18 protein-coding genes and 3 tRNA genes are annotated in these 25,272 nt (G+C 43.6%); 17 read left to right on the forward strand and 4 right to left on the reverse strand.

Translation table 11 applies throughout. The annotated features are described in order from the left end of the window. Positions 1-344 precede the first annotated feature (344 nt). From JEZ96_RS09325 to JEZ96_RS09345, 5 genes are all read left to right on the forward strand, one after another. A tRNA-Gly gene (locus JEZ96_RS09325) sits at positions 345-420 on the forward strand. Between the two features lie 53 nt (positions 421-473). Next, positions 474-547 (forward strand) — tRNA-Cys (locus JEZ96_RS09330). 50 nt (positions 548-597) lie between these two features. Beyond that, positions 598-684: transfer RNA gene (locus JEZ96_RS09335), tRNA-Leu, on the forward strand. A 243-nt stretch (positions 685-927) separates the two neighbouring features. Continuing rightward, positions 928-2,382, forward strand: a complete 1,455-nt coding sequence (locus tag JEZ96_RS09340; protein WP_011789415.1) for a L,D-transpeptidase family protein — start codon at positions 928-930, stop codon at positions 2,380-2,382. A 123-nt stretch (positions 2,383-2,505) separates the two neighbouring features. After that, positions 2,506-3,054 (forward strand): DUF882 domain-containing protein, encoded by a 549-nt coding sequence (locus JEZ96_RS09345; protein WP_011789414.1) that lies wholly within the window; start codon positions 2,506-2,508, stop codon positions 3,052-3,054. On the opposite strand, the gene JEZ96_RS09350 is transcribed toward JEZ96_RS09345, so the two are convergent. Further along, positions 3,005-3,439: a hypothetical protein gene (locus JEZ96_RS09350; protein WP_014610625.1), complete on the reverse strand. Its 435-nt coding sequence runs from the start codon at positions 3,437-3,439 to the stop codon at positions 3,005-3,007. The genes JEZ96_RS09345 and JEZ96_RS09350 overlap by 50 nt on opposite strands. A 301-nt stretch (positions 3,440-3,740) precedes the next feature. Here JEZ96_RS09350 and rplY point away from each other — a divergent pair, with 301 nt between their 5' ends. Continuing rightward, positions 3,741-4,028 (forward strand): 50S ribosomal protein L25, encoded by a 288-nt coding sequence (rplY, locus tag JEZ96_RS09355; protein WP_011789412.1) that lies wholly within the window; start codon positions 3,741-3,743, stop codon positions 4,026-4,028. 139 nt (positions 4,029-4,167) lie between these two features. Here rplY and tamB read toward each other — a convergent pair whose 3' ends face one another. Both tamB and JEZ96_RS09365 read right to left on the reverse strand, forming a co-directional pair. Beyond that, positions 4,168-8,085 carry an autotransporter assembly complex protein TamB gene (gene tamB / locus JEZ96_RS09360; RefSeq protein ID WP_198779877.1) on the reverse strand — a complete coding sequence of 1,306 codons (3,918 nt, stop codon included), beginning with the start codon at positions 8,083-8,085 and terminating at the stop codon, positions 4,168-4,170. Next, a complete protein-coding gene (locus JEZ96_RS09365; protein WP_025007639.1) occupies positions 8,082-9,935 on the reverse strand; it encodes an autotransporter assembly complex protein TamA in 1,854 nt (617 codons plus the stop codon). Before JEZ96_RS09365 ends, tamB begins: the two co-directional genes overlap by 4 nt. A 120-nt stretch (positions 9,936-10,055) precedes the next feature. Here JEZ96_RS09365 and JEZ96_RS09370 point away from each other — a divergent pair, with 120 nt between their 5' ends. The 11 genes from JEZ96_RS09370 to JEZ96_RS09420 all read left to right on the forward strand — a co-directional run bounded on the left by JEZ96_RS09370 (position 10,056) and on the right by JEZ96_RS09420 (position 22,289). Next, positions 10,056-11,087 carry an isoaspartyl peptidase/L-asparaginase family protein gene (locus JEZ96_RS09370; RefSeq protein WP_011789409.1) on the forward strand — a complete coding sequence of 344 codons (1,032 nt, stop codon included), beginning with the start codon at positions 10,056-10,058 and terminating at the stop codon, positions 11,085-11,087. Positions 11,088-11,209: 122 nt separating this feature from the next. Beyond that, positions 11,210-11,626 (forward strand): CBS domain-containing protein, encoded by a 417-nt coding sequence (locus JEZ96_RS09375; protein WP_011789408.1) that lies wholly within the window; start codon positions 11,210-11,212, stop codon positions 11,624-11,626. A gap of 100 nt (positions 11,627-11,726) precedes the next feature. Further along, positions 11,727-15,602, forward strand: coding sequence for an ATP-dependent RNA helicase HrpA (hrpA, locus tag JEZ96_RS09380; RefSeq protein WP_370670782.1), 3,876 nt, complete (start codon positions 11,727-11,729; stop codon positions 15,600-15,602). Between the two features lie 523 nt (positions 15,603-16,125). Next, on the forward strand, positions 16,126-16,284 hold the full coding sequence (locus JEZ96_RS09385; protein ID WP_011789406.1) for a periplasmic nitrate reductase, NapE protein: 159 nt from the start codon (positions 16,126-16,128) through the stop codon (positions 16,282-16,284). A 43-nt stretch (positions 16,285-16,327) separates the two neighbouring features. Next, complete coding sequence (locus tag JEZ96_RS09390) at positions 16,328-16,585, forward strand: chaperone NapD (RefSeq protein ID WP_011789405.1); 258 nt, start codon at positions 16,328-16,330, stop codon at positions 16,583-16,585. A 2-nt stretch (positions 16,586-16,587) separates the two neighbouring features. Next, entirely contained in the window at positions 16,588-19,077 is a 2,490-nt protein-coding gene (gene napA, locus JEZ96_RS09395; RefSeq protein ID WP_011919262.1) for a nitrate reductase catalytic subunit NapA, read from the forward strand. Positions 19,078-19,087: 10 nt separating this feature from the next. Next, positions 19,088-19,573, forward strand: a complete 486-nt coding sequence (locus tag JEZ96_RS09400; protein ID WP_011789403.1) for a nitrate reductase cytochrome c-type subunit — start codon at positions 19,088-19,090, stop codon at positions 19,571-19,573. 8 nt (positions 19,574-19,581) lie between these two features. Further along, entirely contained in the window at positions 19,582-20,169 is a 588-nt protein-coding gene (locus tag JEZ96_RS09405) for a cytochrome c3 family protein (RefSeq protein WP_011789402.1), read from the forward strand. A 144-nt stretch (positions 20,170-20,313) separates the two neighbouring features. Continuing rightward, complete coding sequence (locus JEZ96_RS09410; protein ID WP_014610621.1) at positions 20,314-20,694, forward strand: DUF1801 domain-containing protein; 381 nt, start codon at positions 20,314-20,316, stop codon at positions 20,692-20,694. 8 nt (positions 20,695-20,702) lie between these two features. Beyond that, a complete protein-coding gene (locus JEZ96_RS09415) occupies positions 20,703-21,041 on the forward strand; it encodes a hypothetical protein (protein ID WP_229781414.1) in 339 nt (112 codons plus the stop codon). Between the two features lie 87 nt (positions 21,042-21,128). Continuing rightward, positions 21,129-22,289 carry a cupin domain-containing protein gene (locus JEZ96_RS09420; RefSeq protein WP_025007640.1) on the forward strand — a complete coding sequence of 387 codons (1,161 nt, stop codon included), beginning with the start codon at positions 21,129-21,131 and terminating at the stop codon, positions 22,287-22,289. A 98-nt stretch (positions 22,290-22,387) separates the two neighbouring features. Here JEZ96_RS09420 and JEZ96_RS09425 read toward each other — a convergent pair whose 3' ends face one another. Then, entirely contained in the window at positions 22,388-25,054 is a 2,667-nt protein-coding gene (locus JEZ96_RS09425) for a TonB-dependent receptor plug domain-containing protein (RefSeq protein WP_025007641.1), read from the reverse strand. Positions 25,055-25,272: the final 218 nt, after the last annotated feature.

Consider the following 25,272-nt stretch of genomic DNA (forward strand, 5'->3'; position numbering starts at 1 on the left):
AATTAACACCTCCTATTATGGTTCTAATTTGTTTATGGGTGAATATTGGGCAAACGATGCGGCTTAGCGCAGTATTTCAAAATTGTTGATTGACTCTGAGGTCTAAATCGGTAGAATGCCAATCCGCAGTCAAAGGAAAGGTCTTTATATTCATTCCTTAGAGCTGGTACTTTTACAAGTAAAGGCGACATTAGCTCAGTTGATAAAGGTTAACAGACGATACCTTTATCAATGTTGAAGGCAAATATAGCAGCGATACAAAAGGCGATATTAGCTCAGTTGATAAAGGTTAAGAGACGATACCTTTATGAATGTTGAAGGCAAATATAACAGCGATACAAAAGGCGACATTAGCTCAGTTGGTAGAGCGATACCTTGCCAAGGTATAGGTCATCGGTTCGAACCCGATATGTCGCTCCAAATTCTAAAAGTCTAATTTTGCTTAAGCTGAGTTAGTCTTTAGCTAGAGTAATGGCGCGATGGCAGAATGGCTATGCTGCGGATTGCAAATCCGTCGATCTCGGTTCGACTCCGGGTCGCGCCTCCATAGATATAAAATATTAATGACACGATTCCCGTTGTTAATATGAAGAGTTTGCCCGAGTGGTGGAATCGGTAGACACAAGGGATTTAAAATCCCTCGCTGGTAACAGCGTGCCAGTTCAAGTCTGGCCTCGGGTACCATTATTCTTAGTGAATAGTAGATAAGCCTCGACATTAGTCGGGGCTTTTTTGCATCTGAGGATTTCAGCGTCTCAAATCACTTAACCTCTTATCAACAAGCAATATTCCATAATATATTGAAATTAAAAATATACTTTTATATAAATTTTATATGCACTAGCAAAAAATGTGTTTACGTGAAATAGTTTAATGATTGGTGGGGACGCGCTTGACACTTTAGGTCGTGTGAACAAGGAGAAGTGTATGGAGCATGCAAAGTTACCTTGGCTTAGCAAGCACGGGCGGCTATTTAAGATTGTCGTTTGCAGCCTGTTATTTTTAGGCATGTTCGTAAGCAATACTCTTAGAGCGACATCCCCCTTTGATAGCCGTATTAATGATAATTCCTTTCAGCAATATCCCTTCCTCTTAGAACAGACTCTTTTATTCGATCTAGCGGGTGTAAATCCCTTATTTAACACAAATTATCAGGCATTATCACAGGCTAAAACAGAACCGCTTCAACCTGATGATATGGTTCGCATGCAAGGGCAGGTGACGGCCTATTGGCAGCATATTTCAGCTTTATCGGGTTGTGATGCTGTAATGACAAACAATACAAACGCGGATCCGATGAGTGACATCCATTATCAGGCAGTGCTTAAAAAGATCAGCCAACTTATACAACTTGAATCCCAATTTTCTTGGGAAACCTTGATGTTAGAAAACAAACTCACCGTCGGTCAAACTCATCCTATAGTCAACACTATTGCCAAACGCCTTTGGTTATTAGGAGATATGCCAAAAGAAGTTGATGTTGAACAAGTCTATACCGATGAGTTGATGCTAGGTATTAAGCGTTTTCAACTTCGCCATGGTTTACAAACCGACGGGGTGATTGGTAAGCAAACCTTATATTGGTTAAATCAATCACCTAGACAACGGGCTGTATTACTCGCAAGAAATGAATTAAGACAAAGAATATTTAGTCGCAAATTAACACCCCGTTATCTGTTAATTAATGTGCCAGCTTTTGAGATGAAACTGGTTGAACAGGAACAAACGGTGTTGACCTCTAAGGTGATTGTGGGTAAGTCTTCACGGCAAACCCCAATACTGGATAGTCAAATATCCAGTATTGTGCTTAATCCCAGTTGGCGTGTGCCTAGCAGTATTTTACGACGGGATATTTTACCTCATATCCGTAAAGACGGTTATTACCTGCAAGACCGTGAATTTGATGTTTATGATTATAGTGGACAATTAATTTTTCATACGACGGAAGAATGGCAGGAGCTTGCCTCTTCCCGTTTCCCTTACCAATTAGTGCAGCGTCCAGGCCCTAAAAATGCGTTAGGTAAATATAAGTTTCATTTTGATAATAGTTTTAGCGTCTATTTACATGGTACTTCTGAACCAGCTCTATTTAAAAGGGAGAATAGGGCACTTTCATCGGGCTGTATTCGTATTGAGAAAGTCAATGAGTTAGCACAGTGGTTCAAACGTAATCTTGTTAAAGATAAGGGCTTATGGGATAGGCTTGCCCCAAATGTAACGGATCCACAATGGTTTGCACTGTCAGAGAAATTACCCGTACATCTGGTTTATTGGACGGCATGGCTTGATGATAAAGGGCAAGATCATTATCGCAATGATATTTATCATTTGGAGGCCGAGTTTACAAATGCTGTTACAAGCTCAATTTTTAACATTCCCTAACAGTTTGAACTTTTTAATCATTTGTAAATCTGAGCGTTGAAATCGAGTTTGATACTTGATCCCAGCGTTAATTCAGTATAGTTTGCCTCTCTAGTGTGCAAAAATCGAACAAATGGTGATCATGTGACTTTGATTTGTCCTGCCCGTCGGCAGTTGTTGTTAGGCTTAGGTGGTGTGGCATTGTATTCATTACTCCCGTCTAAAGCCGCTGCGAGTCGTTCGACCAAAGGGATCCGCGAGTTAAGCCTTTATAATAGGCATACGGGGGAGCGTAACGATGGTAGCTATTGGGTTGATGGACATTACCAAAGTGAAGTGTTAGCTGATTTTAGCCAGTTATTGCGGGACCATCGTCAGAATATTGCGGCTCCCATGGATAAACGCCTATTTGATTTACTCTATTCATTAAAAACGACACTGAATGTGGATGATGAAATCCACGTGATTTCAGGTTACCGATCACCAAAGACTAACGGTATGCTCGCAAATAACAGTGGTGGAGTGGCAAAGAAAAGTTACCACATGCAGGGCATGGCGATGGATATTGCTATTCCTAGTGTGAACTTGAAAACACTGAGAGATGCAGCACTTTCATTGAAATTAGGTGGTGTGGGTTACTATCCTAAGTCTGGTTTTGTGCACGTTGACTGTGGTCCGGTGAGGCGTTGGTAGCTTGGCTAATTTGTTGAATGATCTTGTCGTAAAATGCATGTTCTAAAGATTGTGATTCGCACAAATAATACCTTAGAAGTGGCATAAATTGTTGATCAAGCTTATTCATTTCTCGATGTTGTTGCCAATCACTTATTAGTTGACTTAAACGCTGTGAAAATTGGAATTGTCGTTGTCTTTGAGATTCAACTTCAGTAGATCCTCTTGTTTGCATTAATTGAATTAAGCTGTGATTTTTTTGTTGAGTACAGGCTAGTAACTCTAGCAGTTTTAATTCGAGAGTCGTTTGCTGATAAGGAACGGTTTCGATAAGAGACACGAGTTCACGGGCGAGTTGGCATGAAAGTCGATTTTCTTGTTGTAATAAATACAGCGCGTGACGCATGCTAAAGCACATCAGTTATCAAAATTTGCCCGAGCTTAGCAGGCTTGTTTAGGTGCAAATGTGATCTAGATCTCGTGTTTTTGGTTTGAGATCAAGACCTTTTCTCCCGTGTAACAGCTAAGATACAAGTTTCCCAATTCAGTAAATTATCTTTGTTATTCACAACCACGCTTTATTTCTTGTTTGAGAATGCTGTTCTTGTCGGCAGTGGCCTACTGTGTTAGTATGCGCGCGCTTTATATGCGCCATCATTGGTCGAAAATGATGGCAACTTTTACTCTAAAATTTAAGTGAGAAACACATGTCTTACACTATCCAAGCACAAACCCGCACTGAAATAGGGAAAGGTTCGAGCCGCCGCCTACGCCATGCTGGTAAAGTTCCTGCTGTTATTTATGGCCAAGGCAAAGAGCCTGTTTCTATTGTTTTTGAACACAAAGACATTATTAACATCCAAGCTAACGAAGACTTCTACACTTCTGTAGTAACTATCGTTTTAGACGGTAAAGAAGTGGGTGTTCGTGCACAAGCTATGCAACGCCACGTGTTCAAGCCAATCATCGAACATGTTGACTTCGTTTACGCTTAATTGTCGTAACTGAAGCAAAAAAGCGCCTCTGTGGCGCTTTTTTTGTGGCTGGTTTCTGCATTCGTGGTGAGTACTCTGTTCCTATCTGTAATCGAGAGCGATGTAGTTATGTCTTATACAGATTTAAAGCTGACCAGAATTACTTAATATTAAAGTTGTAATAGATGTCAAGGGATTGCCCGAGGGTACCTGATACGGTTTCAAGATATAATTGCGATAGCAGATAATATCTAACGGTCATTTCATAGCCAGGGTTAAAGACACCAACGCCATATTTCACCATGAGTTTCTCGCCAATATAACCGCTTATTGCTACTCGTCCTTCATCATTCGTATCGAGTTGGACGTTTGAAAAACCAAATTCTTCAATCAATCCTGTGGCAGTATTACCGATATTATTGATTGCTCCACCACCTACCTGTGAACTTAACCCTAAGGCAGCTCCCATCATTAAGGAGTTATTTTGTTCGTTATTGGTGCTGTTAAAACCACTGCCTTTAATAATGTATGACAGGATCTCTGCTTGCTCTTTTGCTGGATTGGAAAAGAGTGTTACTACCGGTCTGGCGGGCGTGCCTGTTACGCGGACTCCAGCGATTAAGTCTTCGCTTTTGATCTCTCGAATAGCCTCAATATTGAGATTTGGCACTGAGGTTGGGCCAACGAACTGTACTTCTCCTGTGCGGATATTCAGTGTTTGTCCCATAAATTTATAACTTCCTTGTCGCACTTTTATGTCACCAAATAAGAGCGGGGGGCGAAATGCTTGTTGTTGTAGTTTAAGTGTTCCCTGCAGCTTGCCTTTAAGTCCCATACCATCCACTCTAAGATCATTGCCTACGTTAATATTAAGATCTGCAACTATGGCATAAGGACTGGATTTAGGTTGAGCTGCGGCAATTGAATCATTAAAAACGACGTCCTCGGATAGTGCAACACCGCCTTCGGCAAGTTGAACGATTTTAATATTTCCGGAAGGAACATTGACGGTACCTTTGACCTCTAGTTGTTCACTACTGAAACTTAAGGTGAGATCAGGTGATATATCGAGAATGGCTAGGGGAGGCTGGATCACGGCAAGTTTATCGCCTTCTATAGCCAATTCTCCGCTAAATAGTCCTTGTGGCCAACGTAGATTACCAGATACTCGACCTAGGCCATTCCCCATCATCCAGCGGCCTTTCAGTTCGGCTTGCTGCCCGCCAAGATTCATCGACATATCGATTTTATTGATGAGAGTTGGGTTTGCGGTAAGGGCTAGGGCACCTTCAGTGAGTGACATATTTCCTGACACCTCAGGATCTTGAAGTGTGCCGGCAAAGTTTAATTTACTGGTCAGTTGGCCTTCGATAGTATTTAACTGAGGAAAAAACTCACCTAATGGCTGTAGATTGATCTCTTTAATCGTGGCATAACCAGACAGAGTGCGATCTGGCGTGACATTCACTGTTATTTCACTCTGCCAGCTTGCCACTCCTTCAGATTCAAAACTCAATGATGAAACAAGGCGTTTAGCATCTAGAGTGGTGTTTAAAGCCAATTGTTGGTAATTAATGGTGACTTCACGGTTTTTAGCTCGTTTCAACAGAATACTGCCAGGTGCAAAATTTAGCGTCAGATCGGCAGTGGGCTTGCGACCTTTTACCCAGGCGAAATTAGCAAATAATGCTGCATTACCATCCCAGTTCATATTGCCAGGCAATATGGGAGCGAGTAGTTTGCCAGGATTTCCGGAGTAACTGATTTGGGCATCGCCAGTTTGTCCAAGCACAGTTTGGTTATTTAAACATAACCGACTATTGGGATTAACGAGGCAGAAGGGAGTGATATTACCCTGACTTTTGTTTTGGTCCCAACCGATACTAACATCCTTATCCAATTGCCACAGTCCAAGCGGTGTTAAAAGATTGAGTCGATTAATCTGGGCTTGCAGGCGTGATTTCTTCTCGTCAAATTGACTGGCTAGACTGAGATCTAACCCTAAATCACCGCTGACATTTAGGGTTAACTTTTGAGTGTTAATATCCCCTTTACTGCCTAGGGTTATAGTGTCGAGCACTTGCTCGCCTAAGTGCAGCGCTTTAGATTTAAGCGAAACGGCAAATTCATGTTGCTCTAACGGTTTGTAATAAGCTTTAAGGGTGGATTCCTGTAATTTGATATTTTGATAGAGAAGATCGACCAATTGTGCAGTGACTTCTAATTGTGGATGTTTAGCATCACCAGCCACATGTATATTCGCCTGCAATTGACCACTGGCTTTAGGTAACCAAAGCCCCAAATCGGGTACTTGTAATTCACCCTGTAAATCCCAGTTGGCATTGGCTTCGCCCTTGAGCGCTAGGCTTGCACCGAGCGCGTTGGCATTGAGCCCTTTAGAACTGACATAAAGTGCATCATTTAGGCTAATATCACCTTTAATATCAAATGGGTAGCCCTGAAGTGTACCTTCGAGTGTCGTCTCTGTTAGTGCGACCTGCCAGCGGTTATTATCGAGTTTGCCTGTGGTGTGCAGTTTTCCGCTTATTAGGCTATTTGGCAAATGAATGGCGTCGGCGGACTCTGTCTGTGGAAGGGTTAACTCCTCAAGCTGTATGGCATCCAGTTGTACCGTAGCTTTCCAACTGATGGCTTTTTGATAATTAAGTTCACCCTCTAGCGCGACAGTACCTATATCACCACTGGCATTGAGCTTATCAATAGTCAGTTTTGAATCCTGATGCTGAAGCACTGTATCAATAGAAAGCACTTTATTAAACGGCGTGATGAGTTGTCCTTGTATCTTCGCATTCTGCTTATTAAGGCTACCTTGGGTATCTATGCTCAGGTTGCTGACAAAATACTCAGCGCTTTGTAATGGCCACTGTAGGCGTGCTTGTTCCAGTTTAGCCTTATAGGGCAGTGTTGGATCTTTGAGTTCAATTTGCCCATCGAGGATAAAGTCTGCATCGCCCTTTGCATGCGCATTAACACGCAGTTGGCCTAGGCTATCCCTGAGTTTTAAGGTGAGCTCCTGTCCGCTAAGCTCGGGTAACTCTGCGACTTGGTGGAGTGTGACATTAATATCAAGGGAAAGCGGGTAGTCATTCTCAAGATTAAGCGTTCCGGCCACTTCTGCTTGACCATAGGTATGCTCAAGCAGAAGGTGCGTTAAGGTCAGTTGATATTGCTGGAAACTTCCCTGTAGCGCAGCATGACGAAAGACGTCTTTACGATCACCGATTTCAAGGGTGGTGTTTTCTAAGTTCAGTTGTTCTACCATCACAAGGAAAGGCATAAACACTGGGGGTAATTGGGCTAGCGCCCACTCGACTGAATCTATTGATGCATTGGGTGAAGCGTTTGATGCTGCTGTATTTGTTGTAGTATTGGAACTGTCATCAAGTGGAATTAATATTGACAGCCCCTCGCTACTGAGCTGCTTTATTGTGAGTCCTTTAGTAAGCCAAGTGGCTTTAGTCTCAATACTATTGGCAGCAAAGTGCATTCCATCTAGTTGTACGTTCACTGCCATCAGCTGGGCGGTATCGAGAATAATCCCAAAGGGAAGTGTTAATTGTGACTCTGCATCATCAATACCTGCTATTTCGGAAGAGGCGTCGGCGGGATCAGATACAAGCTGCTCTGTGTCAATTTGCACCTCAACCTTAGCTGCGGTAAGTGCAGTTATACATAATTGTTTTTGCAGTAAACAAGTAGGTTGCCAAGCAAGGTGCAACGCTTCAAGTTGTACTTTAATGCCATCCATAGCCCAAACTGCGTGAGCTAAGTTGAGCTCTTTATTAATCGCGCCAGAAGTGTACGTGAGTTCAAGATCGGGAACGAATTGATTGGCTAGTCCAATGCTGAGCCTTGAGCCCATCTGAGTGCCAATTAATAGTGCGATAAGCACTAAAACGGTTAATGGCACATAGACAATAATGCGCGTAACGAGCTTAAATGCACGCCAAATACGTTGTAATCCCGAAACAGGAACAGATTGAGCGGATCCTGTTGAATCAATTGATGCCACATCAACTTGCTCGTTGGTTTTATCATTAACCTTAGAGTGGCTCATAGCTCAGTCCCCATGGTTAAGTGGATCCGCCATGACCTTTCAATGGTATCAGTTTCTTTCAAGCCTATTCCTAAATCTAATTTTATTGGGCCAATAGGAGATATCCAGTGAATACCACCACCGACAGAAACAACAGGTTCAAACTGATTATTATCAAAGGCGTTACCCGCATCGATAAAGGTGCCGAGCCGCCAAGTGGGTGTGAGGTAATATTGGTACTCTAAACTGCCGACCATTAAATAACGCCCACCAATAACTTCCCGATTCGTACTACCGTCAGTATCGATATAATCTAAATAAGGGCCGAGTTCTTGATACCCGTAGCCGCGTACGGTTTGATCGCCACCTGCAAAGTAACGAAGTGAGGGCGGAATAAAAGCCAGTTCATTTTCATTGGCAATGTTCGCCGCTAAATCGATACGTGCAACGACTCTGTGGTTATCAAAGAAGGTATCAATCCATTTAAATTTGGCTTGTAGTCGTGCTAAACGAGTCTCAGAACCTAAATAAGGATCGGCATAGTCGAGACTATAGATTTGCCTAAAACCCGATTTAGGATCGAGAGAGTTATCTCCTCGGGTTGTTTTAGAAAAGTTAATTCCAGCGAGATAGAAAGTGGGAAAATAATCAGTGTCTGATTGATTATATTCTTCACGAATAGCATCGAGTGAGTAGCTCATTAACCATTGATTATCAAGCCGTTGTTGACGAAGCAATCCAAGTAAATATTTCGTTGATTCAAGTTGGCCTGTATTGCGAAAATCTCGATTCTCTGGCTCATAAATTTGGGTAACACCATATTTGTCACGCAATAATCCTAAGCGGATTTTAAGTTGATCATCCAAGGGGTGTGTGAGCGGAATGGTGTAGGTGGTTAAAAACTTAGGACGATCGGGTGACCATTCCAAACTGGTTTCTTGGGAATGACCATACTTGTTAATCTGTGGAGTACGCCAAGTGACTCGAACCCTTGGGTCAAAAGTATTATCTGCACTCTGGCCTATATCTCCCCCCAGACCCAGTTCAATTGAATGGCTTGCCTTAGGCGTTAACTCAACCTTAACAGGGATATGGTTATCCTCAACTAAATCAATTTGTGGGATTACTTTTATATTGGCGAAGTAGCCCGTGTCCAGTAATTGGCGATTGAGGGAACTGACCCGACGAGTCGAATAGGAGGCATTTTCTTTAAAGGGAATGAGATTAGTTAAAATATCCGGTTCTAACGTATGCCCATCAAAACTCACTTGTCCAAAACGATAGCGCTGGCCTGAATTGAAATGTAGGCTGATTTGAGCGGTATTAATATCGCGATTGATCTTAATTTGTGATTGTGTGAACTCGCCATCAAAATATCCTCTGGCGAGGGCGAGGGCAACAAGTTGGGACTTTAATTCAGAGTAATGACCGTGATTTAAGGTATCGCCGGGTTTGATATTGACTTGAGATAACCATTGATCGAAAGCGCGATCATTAAGCATTTCACCTGAAAAATTGATATCTACCCACTGAATCTTAGTGGGTTCTCCCGCAGACACTGTCAGTTTTAGTTCCCATGGGCCTTTTTCGTTTTCAATCAGCTTTTCTTCAATTTTTCCATGGTAATACCCCATGGATTCTAAGGCTGTAGTGACATTGTCCTCGACATTAAATAAAAAGGCTCGGCGTTGGACATCTGAGTCAGGTAAAGAGCCTAAATGCGCCAGGATATTACGTTGCAGTGCTTCATCAACACCAGAGACAGATAATTTCAAAAAATTGTCGGCAGTCGCTACTGATGCTACTAGACTCAGGCCAACAAGCAAATAAAGACGAAAAGATAATGAGGTGATTTGCAAGAATCGCTGCACTTTATGCTCCATGTGATGTGCCTTTATTGTCGCCAGAATGAAAGCAACAGGCAAGGAGATGATTGAAATTAGTCATTGAAATGGTTACAAAGGACGCTACTGTTTAAGGGGATGTAAATAATGAAAATAAAATTAGCCACCTTTAGTTTAATTATCTCGAGTGTACTTTTTATGTCGCATAACACCAACGCTAATGATAAACCGTTCGCAATCGCTATCCATGGCGGAGCGGGCACGATTTCTAAGGCCAATCTCACTCCTGAACAACGTCAAGCATATAAGGATAAGTTAAAGGAAGCTGTCGATAAAGGTTCTAAAGTATTAGAACAAGGCGGAGATAGCCTGCTTGCCGTACAAACAGCAATCAATGTATTAGAAAATAGCCCTTTGTTTAATGCGGGAGTGGGTTCTGTTTATACCTTTGATGGTGGCCACGAACTAGATGCTTCTATTATGGATGGCAAAACCATGAATGCTGGCGCGGTTGCAGGGGTTCGTCATATTGCTAATCCCATCGATTTAGCGTTAGCCGTGATGAATAAGTCCGAGCACGTGATGTTATCGGGGGCGGGGGCAGAGGAGTTTGCTCTCACCCAAGGGTTTACCTTAGTGCAAAACAGCTATTTTGATACTGAGGAGCGTTATCAACAGTTGCTTGATGCTAAACAAAAGCTACAGGCCGCCGAAAAATCAGCGCAAATTGCAGGCATTGAGATGAAAGATCTCGATTATAAATTTGGTACCGTCGGTGCGGTAGCCCTAGATAAACAAGGCAATCTAGCGGCAGGCACATCGACGGGGGGCATGACAGCAAAACGGTTTGGTCGTATTGGTGACTCACCCGTAATAGGTGCGGGCACCTATGCTGAAAATGGAGTATGCGCGGTTTCAGCAACGGGCCATGGCGAATATTTTATTCGCTACTTAGTCGCAGGTGACATTTGCGCCAAAGTAAAATATCAACAAAAGTCGATTATTCAAGCGGCAGATGAAGTGATTAATCAACGTTTAATCACCGCAGGTGGAACTGGTGGTGTGATTGCTGTGGATCATCGAGGCAATATCGCAACGCCTTTTAATACGGAAGGAATGTACCGCGCGACTCGCAGTAATGGTGAGCCTGCACAAGTGATGATTTGGCAAGATCAATAACCTGATCATCCACGGGAAATGCACCTAGCCACACAGTGGTAAACGGTCAATCGAGATGAATCCATTACATCTAGTAAGATTTTGACTAGACTCTAAGCGTAAGGCTAATTAAGGGGAATACTATGGACTCAATAAAAATCCGCGATCATATGGACCGTCAACCCGTGTTACTCCGTGCTGATATGTCGCTTGCTACTGCTGTCGAAAAACTATTAGAAAATCATAAAATGGGCGCCGCAGTGGTCGATGATAATGGCAATCTGGTGGGTTTTTTATCTCAACAAGACTGCCTCGCCGTGATGCTTAAGAGCACTTACCATTGTGATATGACATCCGTTGTAAAGGATTGCATGCGTACTGAGGTTTTGTTTGTCGGGCCAGATGACAGCATCTTACAGCTTGCAGAGCAGATGTTGGGAGCTAAACCTAAAACTTACCCTGTAGTAGATCAGGGTAAAGTGATAGGCACTATCAATCGTACAAATGTGTTAAAGGCAATGAACGTCTATATGCAGCAATGTTACTTGGCACCGGCCTGATTTGTACTACATCGGTTTCAGTTTCAGCAAATTAGCAATACCAATGCACCACATTCCTTGCTAGGATCGCGGTTTTTGATGCTAGCAATGGAATTTGGTTTTGAACTCTGATAAACATCCGCTCTCGAACGCTTTCCTCAATCTTTGCTATCAGAGCGACGCGTCGCGGATCCGACGTCGCTTATTTAAACTGAATAAAGAAGCGGATTCCGATAAGAAGACGCACCAATTAGCACAGCTTACTGAGCAAGCTCAGACAGCCTTTGAAAAGGTTGTGCAACGCCGTAACGCCCGTCCAAAAATTACTTACCCAGAAAATCTTCCTGTATCGTTAATGCGCGATGAGATTGCCCGAGCCATAGCGGGTAATCAGGTGGTGATTATTGCGGGTGAGACGGGTTCAGGTAAAACGACTCAGTTACCTAAAATCTGTCTGGAATTAGGCTTAGGTTGCCGTGGCATGATAGGTCACACACAGCCGCGCCGTTTAGCTGCGCGCAGTGTCGCTAGCCGAGTTGCCGAAGAGTTACAGAGTCCACTGGGTGAAGTGGTGGGCTTTAAGGTGCGTTTTGCCGATGCTTTAAAAAGTGAGTCTTATATCAAATTAATGACCGACGGTATTTTACTGGCGGAGTTAACCTCGGATCGCTATTTAGATCAATACGATACTATCATCATTGATGAAGCCCACGAACGTAGCCTCAATATCGATTTTATCTTAGGTTATCTCAAGCAAATTCTGAAAAAGCGTCCAGATTTAAAAGTCATCATTACATCGGCGACCATTGACGTTGAGCGGTTCTCTAAACACTTTAACAATGCACCTATTATCGAGGTATCGGGTCGAACGTTTCCTGTCGAAACCCGTTATCGCCCGCTTGTTCAAGATACGGATGCCGATCTGGATCAGATCGAAGGCATTTTTGCGGCGGTCGATGAACTCGTCGCCGAAGGACTTGGCGATATACTGATTTTTATGAACGGCGAGCGGGAAATACGCGACACCGCGGAGCAATTAAGCCGTCGTAATTACCGTGATACAGAGATTTTGCCACTTTACGCTCGCCTATCCTATGGCGAACAATCCAAAGTGTTTCATAGCCACCGAGGCAGGCGGATTGTGCTCGCCACCAATGTGGCGGAAACTTCATTGACTGTACCCGGCATTCGTTATGTGATTGATCCTGGTACGGCGCGTATCAGCCGTTATAGCTATCGTACCAAGGTGCAGCGCCTGCCGATTGAACCTATTTCACAGGCGAGTGCTAATCAACGTCAAGGACGTTGTGGCCGAGTGGGGCCGGGGATTTGTATTCGTTTATACGATGAGGCAGATTTTAATAATCGTCCGGCGTTTACCGATCCTGAAATTTTGCGCACTAACTTAGCCTCGGTGATTTTGCAGATGCTCGCGATTGGTCTTGGTGATATTGGGGCGTTTCCCTTTATTGAGCCACCCGATCCACGTCATATCCGAGATGGTTTTTTATTGCTTGAGGAATTACAAGCCGTTAAGCATCAACATGGTAAATTAGTGTTAACACCACTCGGACGACAACTTGCACAGATCCCGGTCGATCCGCGCTTAGCAAGAATGGTGGTTGAAAGTCACCAACTGGGCTGCTTAAACGAAGTGTTAGTGATTGCGGCCGGTTTATCGATTCAAGATCCCCGCGAGCGGCCTATGGATAAGAAGCAAGCGAGCGATGAAGCCCATCGCCGTTTTGCCGATCCACATTCTGATTTTGTCAGTTGGATAAATTTGTGGCAGCACTTAAAAGATCAACAAAAAGAACTCTCTGCCAGCCAGTTCCGCAAAAAATGCCGTGATGAATACTTAGCCTACCTGCGAGTGCGTGAATGGCAGGATTTATATACTCAGCTTAAGCAAGCCGTGCACGATTTAAAGTGGCGTTTAAACGATACACCAGCCACTTACGATACCTTGCACCGTGCGCTCTTGTCGGGCTTATTGAGCCATGTGGGTTTTAAAGATAATAATAACGAGTACTTAGGTGCGCGTAATCGCAAGTTTTTTGTATTCCCTGGTTCACCACTGGCCAAAAAAGGCCCTAAATGGATTATGGCGGCTGAGCTTACCGAAACCTCGCGCCTATTTGCCCGTTGCTGCGCCCAAATTGAGCCAGAATGGCTTGAGCCCTTAGCCGCACATTTGATTAAGAAAAGCTATGTAGAGCCGCATTTTGAAGCAAAACCCGGCAGCGTTATCGCCCTTGAGAATCAAGTGCTCTATGGTTTGACCATAGTACACAGACGTAAGGTACAGTACGGCCCCATCGATCCTATTGAAGCGCGGGAGATTTTTATCCGCAGCGCTTTGGCAGAAGGGCAACTCCAAACCCAAGAAGCATTTTTTGTCGCAAATCAAAAACTGCTCGAAGATATCGAATCCTTAGAGCATAAATCCCGCCGTCGCGATATTTTAGTCGACGAGCAAGTCTTGATGGATTTTTATGAGCCGCGCATTCCACAGGGCATTTACAATGCTCAGCTATTTTTTGGCTGGTGGAAAAAGGCTAAACGCGAGCAGCCAGATTTACTCGATTTTAACAAAGCGCTGTTGATGCAACGCAGTGCGGATCATATCTCGGCATTGGATTTCCCTGATACTTGGCACAAAGGCAATTTACGCCTCAAACTCAGTTATCACTTTGAGCCCAGTGCCGCGGACGATGGGGTGTCAGTGCACATTCCCGTGGCGTTACTCAATCAAATCGATGAAATGGATTTTGACTGGTTGGTGGCGGGGCTCAGGGAAGAAAAATGTATTGCGTTGATTAAATCCTTACCTAAGAGTTTGCGGCGTAATTTTGTGCCGGCACCTGATTATGCCCGTGCTTGTGTGCAGGCTATGGTGCCCTTTAGTGCCAGTTTGCTTGAGGCGATGTGCAAGCAGTTATTGCGTATGAGTGGCACACGTGTGAATCCCGAAGATTTTGATTTAACGCAGATCCCACTGCATTTACAAATGAATTTTAAAATCGAAGACGATAAACATAAGCTCATTGCCGAGGGGCGAGTGCTCGATATCTTAAAAGCAGAGCTGCAAGGCGTAGTCGCTAAGGCCATTCGTCAAGTTGCAGATAAAGGCATAGAAAAAGAAGCGCTGACAGAGTGGTCATTTGGTGAGTTACCCAAACAGTATCAACAGCAGAAAGGTAACTATCAGGTACGGGCATTTCCAGCGCTCATCGATAATAAAGACAGTGTTGCAATCAAATTATTCGATGATGAATTAGAGGCCCAAGATGCACACCGTCAGGGCTTACGGCGTTTACTGCTGCTTAATATTCCATCGCCAGTGAAACATTTGCAGCAAGCCTTGCCCAATAAGGCCAAATTAGCCATGTATTTCAATCCATTTGGCCAAGTGCAAATCTTGATTGACGATATTATTGCCGCTGCAGTACAACAATTGTTGGATGAAAAGGCCCTCGATGTGCGTGATCAACTGCAATTTGAGCAGGCAAAAGACTGGGTTCGCCAAGAACTTAATCCTACTGCCGAGCAAATCGCCTTGAAGGTTGAGCAGATTTTGACCCTATATCAGGGCATTAAAAAGCGCCTTAAGGGCAAAATTAGCCTAGATATTGCTTTTGCTATGAGTGATATTCAAAGCCAATTAGACAAGTTAGTCTTTAAGGGATTTGTCGAAGCTTGTGGTTGGAGCCGTCTAGGCGATGTGGCGCGGTATTTAAAAGCCATTGAGATACGTATCGATAAATTACCCGTCGATCCGACTCGCGACCGTTTGCATATGCAAAGTATCAACAAAGTACAAGAGATCTTAGCGGCGCAGTTAGCTAAGGTGCCGCGATCTGTGCCAACGCCACAGACATTAATCGAGGCGAGATGGATGATTGAGGAATATCGAGTGTCCTGTTTTGCGCAGGTGTTAGGTACTGCCTATCCCATCTCTGAAAAACGGATTTTGAATCATATTCAACAGGGTTAACCGCAAATTCAAAGAATAAAGACATTAAACCGAGCCAAGTTTGCCACTTTGCTCGGTTTTTTATCTTAAATCCCATTAAGCATTAGTTGATATTGCACATTAATCTGCATATCTGTTTAATGTTGTCACAAAATTCAATGTAAATTATTTAAAATCAGATACTTACCAATTGACTTGTTTGGCTACTCCTTAATGGTTACGCCCATTGAATACCCAACACTTTGAGTGTGTTTTTCCTCTTTTTTAGTCATCTCGCCCCTCATCTTAATAGGTAAATGCACTTAACGGATTCGCTGGTAATTTGCTAAATGGATTAAAAAGCATGATCTAACTAAATCTATCGTCAAATTAATGATCTGGATCAAGCATCAAGGGCTTTACCGATTTGGAGGTATACATTTTGTTAACAGCATAAAGGTATGATCCTCCTGTAGAAAAAAGATGCAACAGATACATATAAATTCCTGCCATTGACGAGCTTTACCATTCGTTAGCGTGAAGGAATAACCCTCTTGGAGGACGCATGAGTGCTAACACCGCAGAAGAAAAATCCTTAGAACTGAAGATCTTTATCTTTTTAACCGTATTTCTCGCCCCGTTATTGACAGTGGTATTGGTCAGTGGCCTTGGCTTTGCGATTTGGTTTAGCCAGATTTTAACGGGCCCACCGGGTGCTGGCTAAATTAACAGCTAATAATAACAATAAGTTAAGAGTGAAATGTCGCATGAGTAAAGAACTTCATATCACCAGTTTAGTGGTGCAAGTATTACCACAGAAAATGGCTGACGTCAGACAACATATTCTGACAATAGAAAATGCCGAACTTTCCGTTAACAACGATGTGAAATTGATTGTTGTGCTTGAAGGTGACTCTCAACGTGCCTTGATGGACAGCATAGAAGCAATTAATGCCATTCCTGGCGTGTTATCCGCCACTATGGTTTACCACCAGAGTGAAGTGCTCAAAGAAGGTGAAGAATGAACATGAATAGACGTGACTTTATTAAAGCCAATGCCGTCATTGCAGCCGCAGGTGCCGCAGGCTTAGCCTTGCCCGCGGGTGCCAGCAACTTAATTACCAGCTCAGAACAAACAAAATTAGAGTGGAATAAAGCCCCGTGCCGTTTTTGCGGTACAGGTTGCTCCGTTATTGTGGCAACGCGCGATGGCAAAGTGGTAGCAACCCACGGTGATGCCAATAGTGAAGTGAACCGCGGCCTTAACTGTATTAAAGGCTATTTTCTTTCAAAAATTATGTATGGCAGTGACCGTTTAACCACGCCTATGCTGCGGATGACTGATGGTAAATACGATAAGCATGGTGAATTTACGCCCATTAGTTGGGATAGTGCTTTCGATATCATGGCGCAAAAATGGAAAGAAACCCTTAAAGCAAAAGGGCCAACGGCCGTTGGGATGTTTGGCTCTGGCCAATGGACGATTTGGGAAGGTTATGCTGCCGTTAAATTAATGAAGGCGGGTTTTGGTTCAAATAATATCGATCCTAATGCTCGTCACTGTATGGCGTCAGCCGTGGTCGGTTTTATGCGTACCTTTGGTATTGATGAACCTATGGGATGTTATGACGATATGGAAGCTGCCGATGCCTTTGTGCTATGGGGCTCAAATATGGCTGAAATGCATCCTATTCTGTGGAGCCGCGTCACCGATCGCCGCTTGAGTGCAAATCATGTCAAAGTTGCCGTGCTTTCAACCTTCGAACATCGCTCCTTCGATCTGGCCGATTTACCGATAGTTTTTACCCCACAAACTGACTTAGCCATTCTAAATTTTATCGCTAACTATATTATTCAAAACGATAAAGTGAATTGGGACTTTGTTAAAAAGCATGTTAATTTCCGTGAAGGTACAACGGATATTGGATATGGCTTACGTCCAACCCATCCACTTGAACAAAAAGCAAAAAATGTCAAAACAGCAGGTGATTCTACCCCCATTGATTTTGAGGCCTTCAAAGCCTTTGTTGCCGAATATACGGTTGAAAAAGTCAGTAAATTATCTGGTGTTTCAGAAGATAAATTAGTGGCGTTGGCAAAATTGTATGCTGATCCTAATACGAAAGTAACGTCGTTCTGGACCATGGGGTTTAACCAACATACTCGCGGTGTGTGGTGTAATAACCTTATCTATAACATTCATTTATTGACCGGAAAAATATCTACCCCAGGAAATAGTCCGTTTTCATTAACGGGGCAACCTTCAGCCTGTGGTACTGCCCGTGAAGTGGGTACTTTCTCCCATCGCCTACCTGCCGATATGGTGGTCACTAACCCTGAACACAGAAAACATGCTGAAGAAATTTGGAAAATCCCAAGCGGCATTATTCCACCCAAGCCGGGTTACCATGCAGTTGAACAAAACCGCCGTTTAAAAGATGGCGATTTGAACTGTTACTGGGTGCAAGTCAATAACAATATGCAGGCAGCCCCCAATATCAATGAGGAAGGTTTACCTGGGTATCGTAATCCTGCCAACTTTATTGTGGTCTCCGATGCTTACCCAACGGTTACTACCCAAGCTGCTGATTTGATTTTGCCAACTGCAATGTGGGTCGAAAAAGAGGGCGCCTATGGTAATGCCGAACGCCGTACTCAGTTCTGGCATCAAATGGTACAAGCACCCGGTGAATCCCATTCGGATCTATGGCAACTGATGGAATTTGCTAAGCGCTTTACCACCGATGAAGTGTGGTCGCAGGAAGTGTTGGCCGCAAATCCCTCTTTCAAAGGGAAAACCTTGTTTGAAGTGTTGTACCAAAATGGCAACGTCGACAAGTTCCCTCTAACAGATACCGATCCTAAGTTTTTGAACAACGAAGCAAAACATTTTGGTTTTTATGTCCAAAAGGGATTATTTGAAGAATACGCGACCTTTGGCCGCGGTCATGGTCACGACTTAGCCCCCTTCGAAGCTTACCATGAAGCCCATGGTTTACGTTGGCCTGTGGTCGATGGTAAAGAAACCAAATGGCGCTTCCGTGAGGGAAGTGACCCCTATGTGAAAGCGGGTAAAGGCTTTGAGTTTTATGGTCATCCCGATGGGCGTGCCGTAATTTTTGCACTGCCCTATGAGCCACCAGCAGAGTCGCCAGATGAAGAATACGACATTTGGTTATCGACAGGCCGTGTTCTCGAGCATTGGCATTCAGGGTCCATGACGCAGCGTGTGCCTGAGCTTTACCGCGCGTTCCCCGATGCAGTGTGTTTTATGCACCCAGATGATGCCAAAAAACGAGGTCTTCGCCGCGGCGATGAAGTGAAAGTCGTATCACGTAGAGGTGAAATTAAGACACGAGTCGAAACTCGAGGTCGTAACAAACCGCCAGTAGGCCTTGTGTTTGTACCTTGGTTTGATGCTAGCCAGCTCATTAATAAAGTCACCTTAGATGCGACAGATCCTCTGTCAAAACAAACTGACTTTAAAAAATGTGCGGTGAAGATCGTTAAGGTATAAGGAGTACAGAATGAAAACATTCAAATTAGTCAGAGTGTTAGGATTGCTTGCATTCGGTTCATTGTTCATGGTCAACGTGTCTGCAACCAGTATTCCTGAAGATAAAATTGATACGCTGCGTTTAGCACCTATCAATGTTGAACCTACACCACCTGCGATGCAAAAGGTGCGTAATACCGATGTGAAAGAAGTGCGTAATTATCCGATGCAGCCTCCGGTTATACCGCACAAAATAGATGGTTATCAGGTTGATATTAAAGCTAATAAGTGTATGGCATGCCATGCCAGAAGTCGTACTGGGGAGTCACAAGCTCCTATGGTTAGCGTGACGCACTATATGGATAGGGATAATAACTTTTTAGCCGAGCTTTCTCCGCGTCGCTATTTCTGTACTCAATGCCATGTGCCGCAGTTAGATGCTAAGTTACTGGTCGAAAATGACTTTGTAGATATGGAACATCTGATTAAAGCCAATATTGAGCAGAAAAAACACTAGGAGTTAGTATGTTAGATAAATTGAAAAAGATCTGGCAAGTACTCAATCGTCCGAGTGTCCATTACAGTCTAGGCTTTTTGTCTTTGGGTGGGTTTGTGGCGGGTGTGATCTTCTGGGGTGGTTTTAACACTGCGCTGGAAGCAACGAACCAAGAAGCGTTTTGTATCGGTTGCCATGAGATGGAAAATAACGTCTACCAAGAGTTGCAGTCGACTATCCATTTCACTAACCGAAGTGGTGTACGGGCAACTTGTCCTGATTGCCATGTGCCACATAATTGGACGGATAAAATCGCCCGTAAAATGCAGGCATCTAAAGAAGTATGGGGCAAAGTGTTTGGGACCATTAATACGCGTGAAAAGTTTGAGGATAAACGTCGCGAACTGGCAGAGCATGAATGGGAGCGTTTAAAGGCAAACGACTCTTTAGAGTGTCGAAACTGCCATAACTTCACCTATATGGACTTTACGAGACAATCACCAAGAGCGGCGCAGATGCACTCTACATCACTGGCCAGTGGTGAAAAAACCTGTATTGATTGCCATAAGGGAATCGCCCACCATCTCCCCGATATGAAGGGGGTTGAAGGGTTCTAATCTCGTTAACATCTTATCTCCAGCCAAAGGCTAAGTGCACTCCACACTTGGCCTTTTTTATGCCCTTATCTATCAAGGCTGTTTTATCCTGGATCTCAATACGATAACCTTAAGGTTAATTATGTAATCAATGGAGTTTTCGTTATGGATGATGTATCGCCAATTACGCAGCACATAGCGGATATTCGTTTGCTCAGCCCATCATTGGCTGAAGTTGCACGAGATCTAAGGCTGTTGATTTTCGCCGTGGCACAACAAGCCGCTATCCCAGTGACGGAGGAGATCAAGTACGGTGGGATCCTCTTTAGCACGACAAAGCCCTTTTGTGGTATTTTTGCTTATCAACAACATGTGTCATTGGAATTTAGTGCTGGTGCAAGTTTTCAGGATGCCTACAGCTTACTTGAAGGAAAGGGGAAGTTTCGTCGCCATATTAAGATCTTCTCAAACGGTGATATTTCGAATGAAACACTCCAAAAAAAACTTACCGACTATATTGGGCAAGCACTTAAGTTAACGCTATGAATCCTATAATGAATAATACGAAATGGCGTGAATGTATCACGCTATTAGCTTCCCATGGTGTGTATCTGCAATTACAGCTAGTAGGTGAAGCGGATTTTCCCCTCGATTATGAAGCCTCAAATCAAGTGTTATCGGATATTAAGACTGCAGATTGTCTGTTTGTGCAGCGGCGCATTAGCTACAAATCTATTTATGCGATTAGGATCGCCAAAACACTGTTTCCTACGGGGTTGCCTGATGCCAATGTATCTTCCCTTACTGAGCTGAAAATACAGCTAGCACAGCTAGGTCTGTTACCGCTGAGCGAAGACGATGAGTTTATTTTTATTCATGGGTATACGACTTAATGCTTTGTTGATCCCATCGAGTTTTCTCATATTGTCTTCCTGTTAACATTGCCGTTTATGTATAACAGTTTGCCCCGTGAGCATCCCATGCAACTTGAGATAAATGGTTTAACCCCCGCTGAATTTTTAGCCCAATACTGGCAGAAAAAACCGTTAGTCATCCGCCAAGGATTTAAACAGTTCCAAAACTTAGTCTCCCCAGAAGAATTGGCTGGCTTAGCGATGGATGAGCTAGTGGAATCGCGGCGTGTTTATCAGCAGGCTGGGCAGTGGCATGCCGAATTTGGTCCCTTTGACTCCTATGAAAAGTTAGGCGAGCGAGACTGGACTTTGATTGTGCAAGCATTGAATAACTGGGTGCCCGATGCTGAAGCGTTAATCCAATGTTTTGATTTTATTCCTCGTTGGCGCTTTGATGATGTGATGGTGAGCTACGCGACACCTGGTGGAGGTGTTGGTCCACATATTGATCTTTACGATGTGTTTATTTGCCAAGGTTCTGGTCGTCGCCGCTGGCGAGTGGGCGATCGCGGTCCACACCGTGAATTTGCAGCCCATCCTGCGCTGCTGCACACTGAAGCGTTTGAACCTATTATCGATACTGAATTACTGCCTGGCGATATCCTCTATATTCCTCCTGGATTTCCACATGATGGGATTACTCTTGAAGAATCACTTAGTTTCTCAGTGGGTTACCGTACAGCTTCGGCAAAAGATATGTTCAGCGCCTTAGCCGATCACTTATCCGAACATGATCTAGGTGCACAGCAGATAGCCGATCCTGAGCGCCAAGTTTCACATCGTAGTGGCTGCGTGGATAATAACGATTTAGCGCGTTTACGTAGCCAGCTTACGAGCATGTTAAACGATAAACTGGTGAGTGAATTCTCGGGCCGCTATCTAACCCAATCCAAATGTGCCTTGGACTTACCCGATGAGCCGTTGGATATCACCCAAGGTGAAGTGCTCGCTTGGCTCGATGAACAACCGCTTATTCGCCTTGGCGGTTTACGTTGTTTGTATTTTGATGTCAGTGTTGAGCAAGGAACAATATTTATTAATGGTGAACGATATCAATTGCCTGTGGAACTGGCAGGGATAATCCCACTGCTTTGTGATATGAGTCAACTAGATAAAACGGCTTTACTGCCTTGGTTAGATAATGCCGACTGTCTCGCACAGCTTACAGAGTGGGTGAATCTTGGTTATTGGTATTTTGAAGACTTGACAGTGGAAGCAGAATTTTAGGCTAGGGATGGTTCTGTAATACTAAACATACTTGAGTTTATATTTATCCCTAAGTAAAAACGCCAGCAATTTGCTGGCGTTTTGTTGGTGAAACTAAATTAGAAACTCATCTCAACGGCTAAATAATATTCACGTCCCACTACATTATAGTAAGAGCGTGGGTAATGTGGCCAAGATGATTGGGTTTCATCGATCTCAGGGCCAGCATCAAATAGGTTATTGATACCAGTTGAAATTTTAAAGGCATCATTGACTAAATAACTGGCAGACCAGTTGACCTCAATATGGCTATCAATAGTTACGCTGTAGTCAGTATTTAAGCCATTATCAACGAAATAGTCCATCCGCTCGCCATTCATACTGTCTGTGTATTTGAACAACAGGTTAGTTGCAAAATCATCATAGTTCCAGCCTATGTTCAAATTACCGCGGATTTTAGGTGCAGAACCTTCACCATCAATTAAATCTAATGATTCTGAGTCTGGGGTTAATTGTTCTTTCCACTTCAGCAAATAGGTTCCTTCTAAACGAGCAGTTAAATCACCGAGGTTCGCAGTCTCATAGCGATAACCTATAGAGAAATCAATACCTGAAGTTTCCTGTGATGACATGTTAATTGCTTGGGTATTAACCTGAATTAACTTGCCATCGGCATCGCGTACAATCTTATCTGCAAAGGCGTCAGCATGGTCCAGAATATATTGGGCGCTAGGATCATTCACCAGATTATCAATTTTAACGATCCAGTAATCTAAGGTCAGATTGAAGTCGTTGTAATCCCATACCATACCGAGGTTATAGTTTTTACCTGTTTCAGCTTCTAACTCTGAGTTAGCACCAATGGTAATAGGCAAGGATTCTATTTTATCGCACGCAGGACCAGGGCCGAAGGCTTCACAAGTAGGGGTGTCAATTACTGTGCTATAGGCTGAAGTGGGTTCACCAAATAAACGCTGCATATCCGGTGCACGGAAGGTTTCAGCATATAGACCACGTAGCAGTAGGTTATCGATAGGACGGTATTCTACCGCAAGTTGTGGGGTAAACTGACCGCCAACATCGGACTCATCATCGTAGTAGTCGTAACGACCTGCCAAGGTGACGGTGAGGTTTTCAATCACTGGTACTGCCACTTCAGCGTAGCTTGCATATTGTTCACGCTCTCCTTGGGCACTGCTACCACCTTTGCCCATTACGCCGCCATTGCTGGTAAAGCTATCAGATCTGTCGTAGAACCACTCTTTGCCATATTCAATACCAGCAGCATAAGCTACCGCACCTGCAGGTAATTCGAAGACCTCACCACTTATCCCCATGTTAAAACTAGAAAGGGTCGATTGACCTTTTTTACCGCCTTGATAATCAATTAGTGCTGCATTCTCTGCTGAAATAACATCCATTAAGGAGCGGCCAGTAGTACCTGAGGTTAGATAATTCCACATACTCTGGTAGGTTGGTGATCCTGCCGTTGTTGATTCAACTGTTTGGCGAGCAATTGACCAAGATGCATCATATTCAATACTTTCATTCAGATAGCCCTTGCCACCAACTAAGAACGAAAAGTTATTGGTTTCAAAATCGGAGGTACGCGGACCTAGTTCAGACATGCGACGGGTATAGTAGTATTCACCATCTGCTACTCCGGCAAAGTCCCCCCCAAAGGCAGTATTTTTATTAAACGTCTGTGAAAGACCATTTTTTTCATCAAGGATTGTCACATTATTACCTGTGACATCAAAAAGAAAATCCGTACCTACAGTCGCAGATTCAATTTCGGTGTAAGTTGATGCATGGGTATAGTCTATTCGAGAATAGATTTGGTGATCATCATTCAATTCCTTAGTGAGATTCACCATGGTTGAATAGCGCTTTTGCTCAGGAGAAAAATCTCGTTGTTGTGCACGGTCGAAGCCACAACGACCATTAGTCATCATCACATAGCCACGCTCATCACACTCTGCAGCACTCAATGTTTTCACTAACTTGCCATTAATATCAACAAGGTTAGCGCCATAGCTGCTGTAGGCTGCATAGGGATTGCCTGGAACTATATCTGTTCCCCATTCTGATCTGTCCGTGCCTTTTAAGGCTTGACGATCTTCATATTCAGCAAAGAAGGTGATATTGGCTTTATCACTACTTACACCTGTCATAAAGGAGAATTGGTTATTTTGTAAACCGCCATCAACGGTATCGGAGAAGCGATATTTAAAGGTGCTTTGCTCCACATCTTTTTTCAAAATAATATTAATAACACCGCCCATTGCATCTGAACCATAAATGGCTGATGCGCCAGTGGTTAGAATTTCAATACGTTCGATTGCCCCCAATGGAATATTCGCGGTGTCCACAAAGCTATCTGTACCGCCTGCACCAAAGGGATATTTAGGTACGCGTTTACCGTTAATTAAGGTCAACACACGGCCTGCACCCACACCACGAAGATTAACGGCAGATGCCGCAGGCGTAAAGCCATGAACTTCTTGCTGGGTCATAGAGCCACCAGAGTTTTGTGACAGATTGCCCAACACATCTTGAACTGAGTTAAAACCACCTTTTTCAATATCAGCAGCACTAACTACAACAACGGGTGAAGCATTTTCAAGATCTGTGCGTTTAATACGTGATCCAGTAACTTCAATACGTTCGACTTTCTCATTGATGGCTGGTGTATCAGCTGCAAATACAAACGGCGATACTGATGCCGTTACTAAGGTCAACAAACTAAAGCGCACCGAGCGAGCTACGACTGTTTGCGTTGTCATATTTTCATTCCCTTAACAATACAATGATGAATAGGAGGGGGGTCATCATTGCTTATAGTTATTGATCATAACCCTCCAATTTTGGGAAAATATCATTAAAGACATTAAGATCAATTGGTTGATTGTTGGCATAATGTTGCTAAAACATTTAATTTGTAATACCGGAAGTGCTAATAAAGAAAGGAGGAATACTAAGAGTTGTTATCTAGCCTGAGTCA

The sequence above is a fragment of the Shewanella putrefaciens genome (assembly GCF_016406325.1).
Lineage (GTDB): Bacteria > Pseudomonadota > Gammaproteobacteria > Enterobacterales > Shewanellaceae > Shewanella > Shewanella putrefaciens.

Coding starts and splice junctions, on each gene's coding strand:
- JEZ96_RS09420 (WP_025007640.1), top strand. CDS start 21,129: ATGCAACTTGAGATAAATGGTTTAACCCCCGCTGAATTTTTAGCCCAA.
- tamB (WP_198779877.1), bottom strand. CDS start 8,085: ATGAGCCACTCTAAGGTTAATGATAAAACCAACGAGCAAGTTGATGTG.
- JEZ96_RS09425 (WP_025007641.1), bottom strand. CDS start 25,054: ATGACAACGCAAACAGTCGTAGCTCGCTCGGTGCGCTTTAGTTTGTTG.
- JEZ96_RS09415 (WP_229781414.1), top strand. CDS start 20,703: ATGAATAATACGAAATGGCGTGAATGTATCACGCTATTAGCTTCCCAT.
- JEZ96_RS09340 (WP_011789415.1), top strand. CDS start 928: ATGGAGCATGCAAAGTTACCTTGGCTTAGCAAGCACGGGCGGCTATTT.
- rplY (WP_011789412.1), top strand. CDS start 3,741: ATGTCTTACACTATCCAAGCACAAACCCGCACTGAAATAGGGAAAGGT.
- JEZ96_RS09385 (WP_011789406.1), top strand. CDS start 16,126: ATGAGTGCTAACACCGCAGAAGAAAAATCCTTAGAACTGAAGATCTTT.
- JEZ96_RS09390 (WP_011789405.1), top strand. CDS start 16,328: ATGAGTAAAGAACTTCATATCACCAGTTTAGTGGTGCAAGTATTACCA.
- JEZ96_RS09370 (WP_011789409.1), top strand. CDS start 10,056: ATGAAAATAAAATTAGCCACCTTTAGTTTAATTATCTCGAGTGTACTT.
- JEZ96_RS09350 (WP_014610625.1), bottom strand. CDS start 3,439: ATGCGTCACGCGCTGTATTTATTACAACAAGAAAATCGACTTTCATGC.
- JEZ96_RS09410 (WP_014610621.1), top strand. CDS start 20,314: ATGGATGATGTATCGCCAATTACGCAGCACATAGCGGATATTCGTTTG.
- napA (WP_011919262.1), top strand. CDS start 16,588: ATGAATAGACGTGACTTTATTAAAGCCAATGCCGTCATTGCAGCCGCA.
- JEZ96_RS09400 (WP_011789403.1), top strand. CDS start 19,088: ATGAAAACATTCAAATTAGTCAGAGTGTTAGGATTGCTTGCATTCGGT.
- JEZ96_RS09375 (WP_011789408.1), top strand. CDS start 11,210: ATGGACTCAATAAAAATCCGCGATCATATGGACCGTCAACCCGTGTTA.
- JEZ96_RS09405 (WP_011789402.1), top strand. CDS start 19,582: ATGTTAGATAAATTGAAAAAGATCTGGCAAGTACTCAATCGTCCGAGT.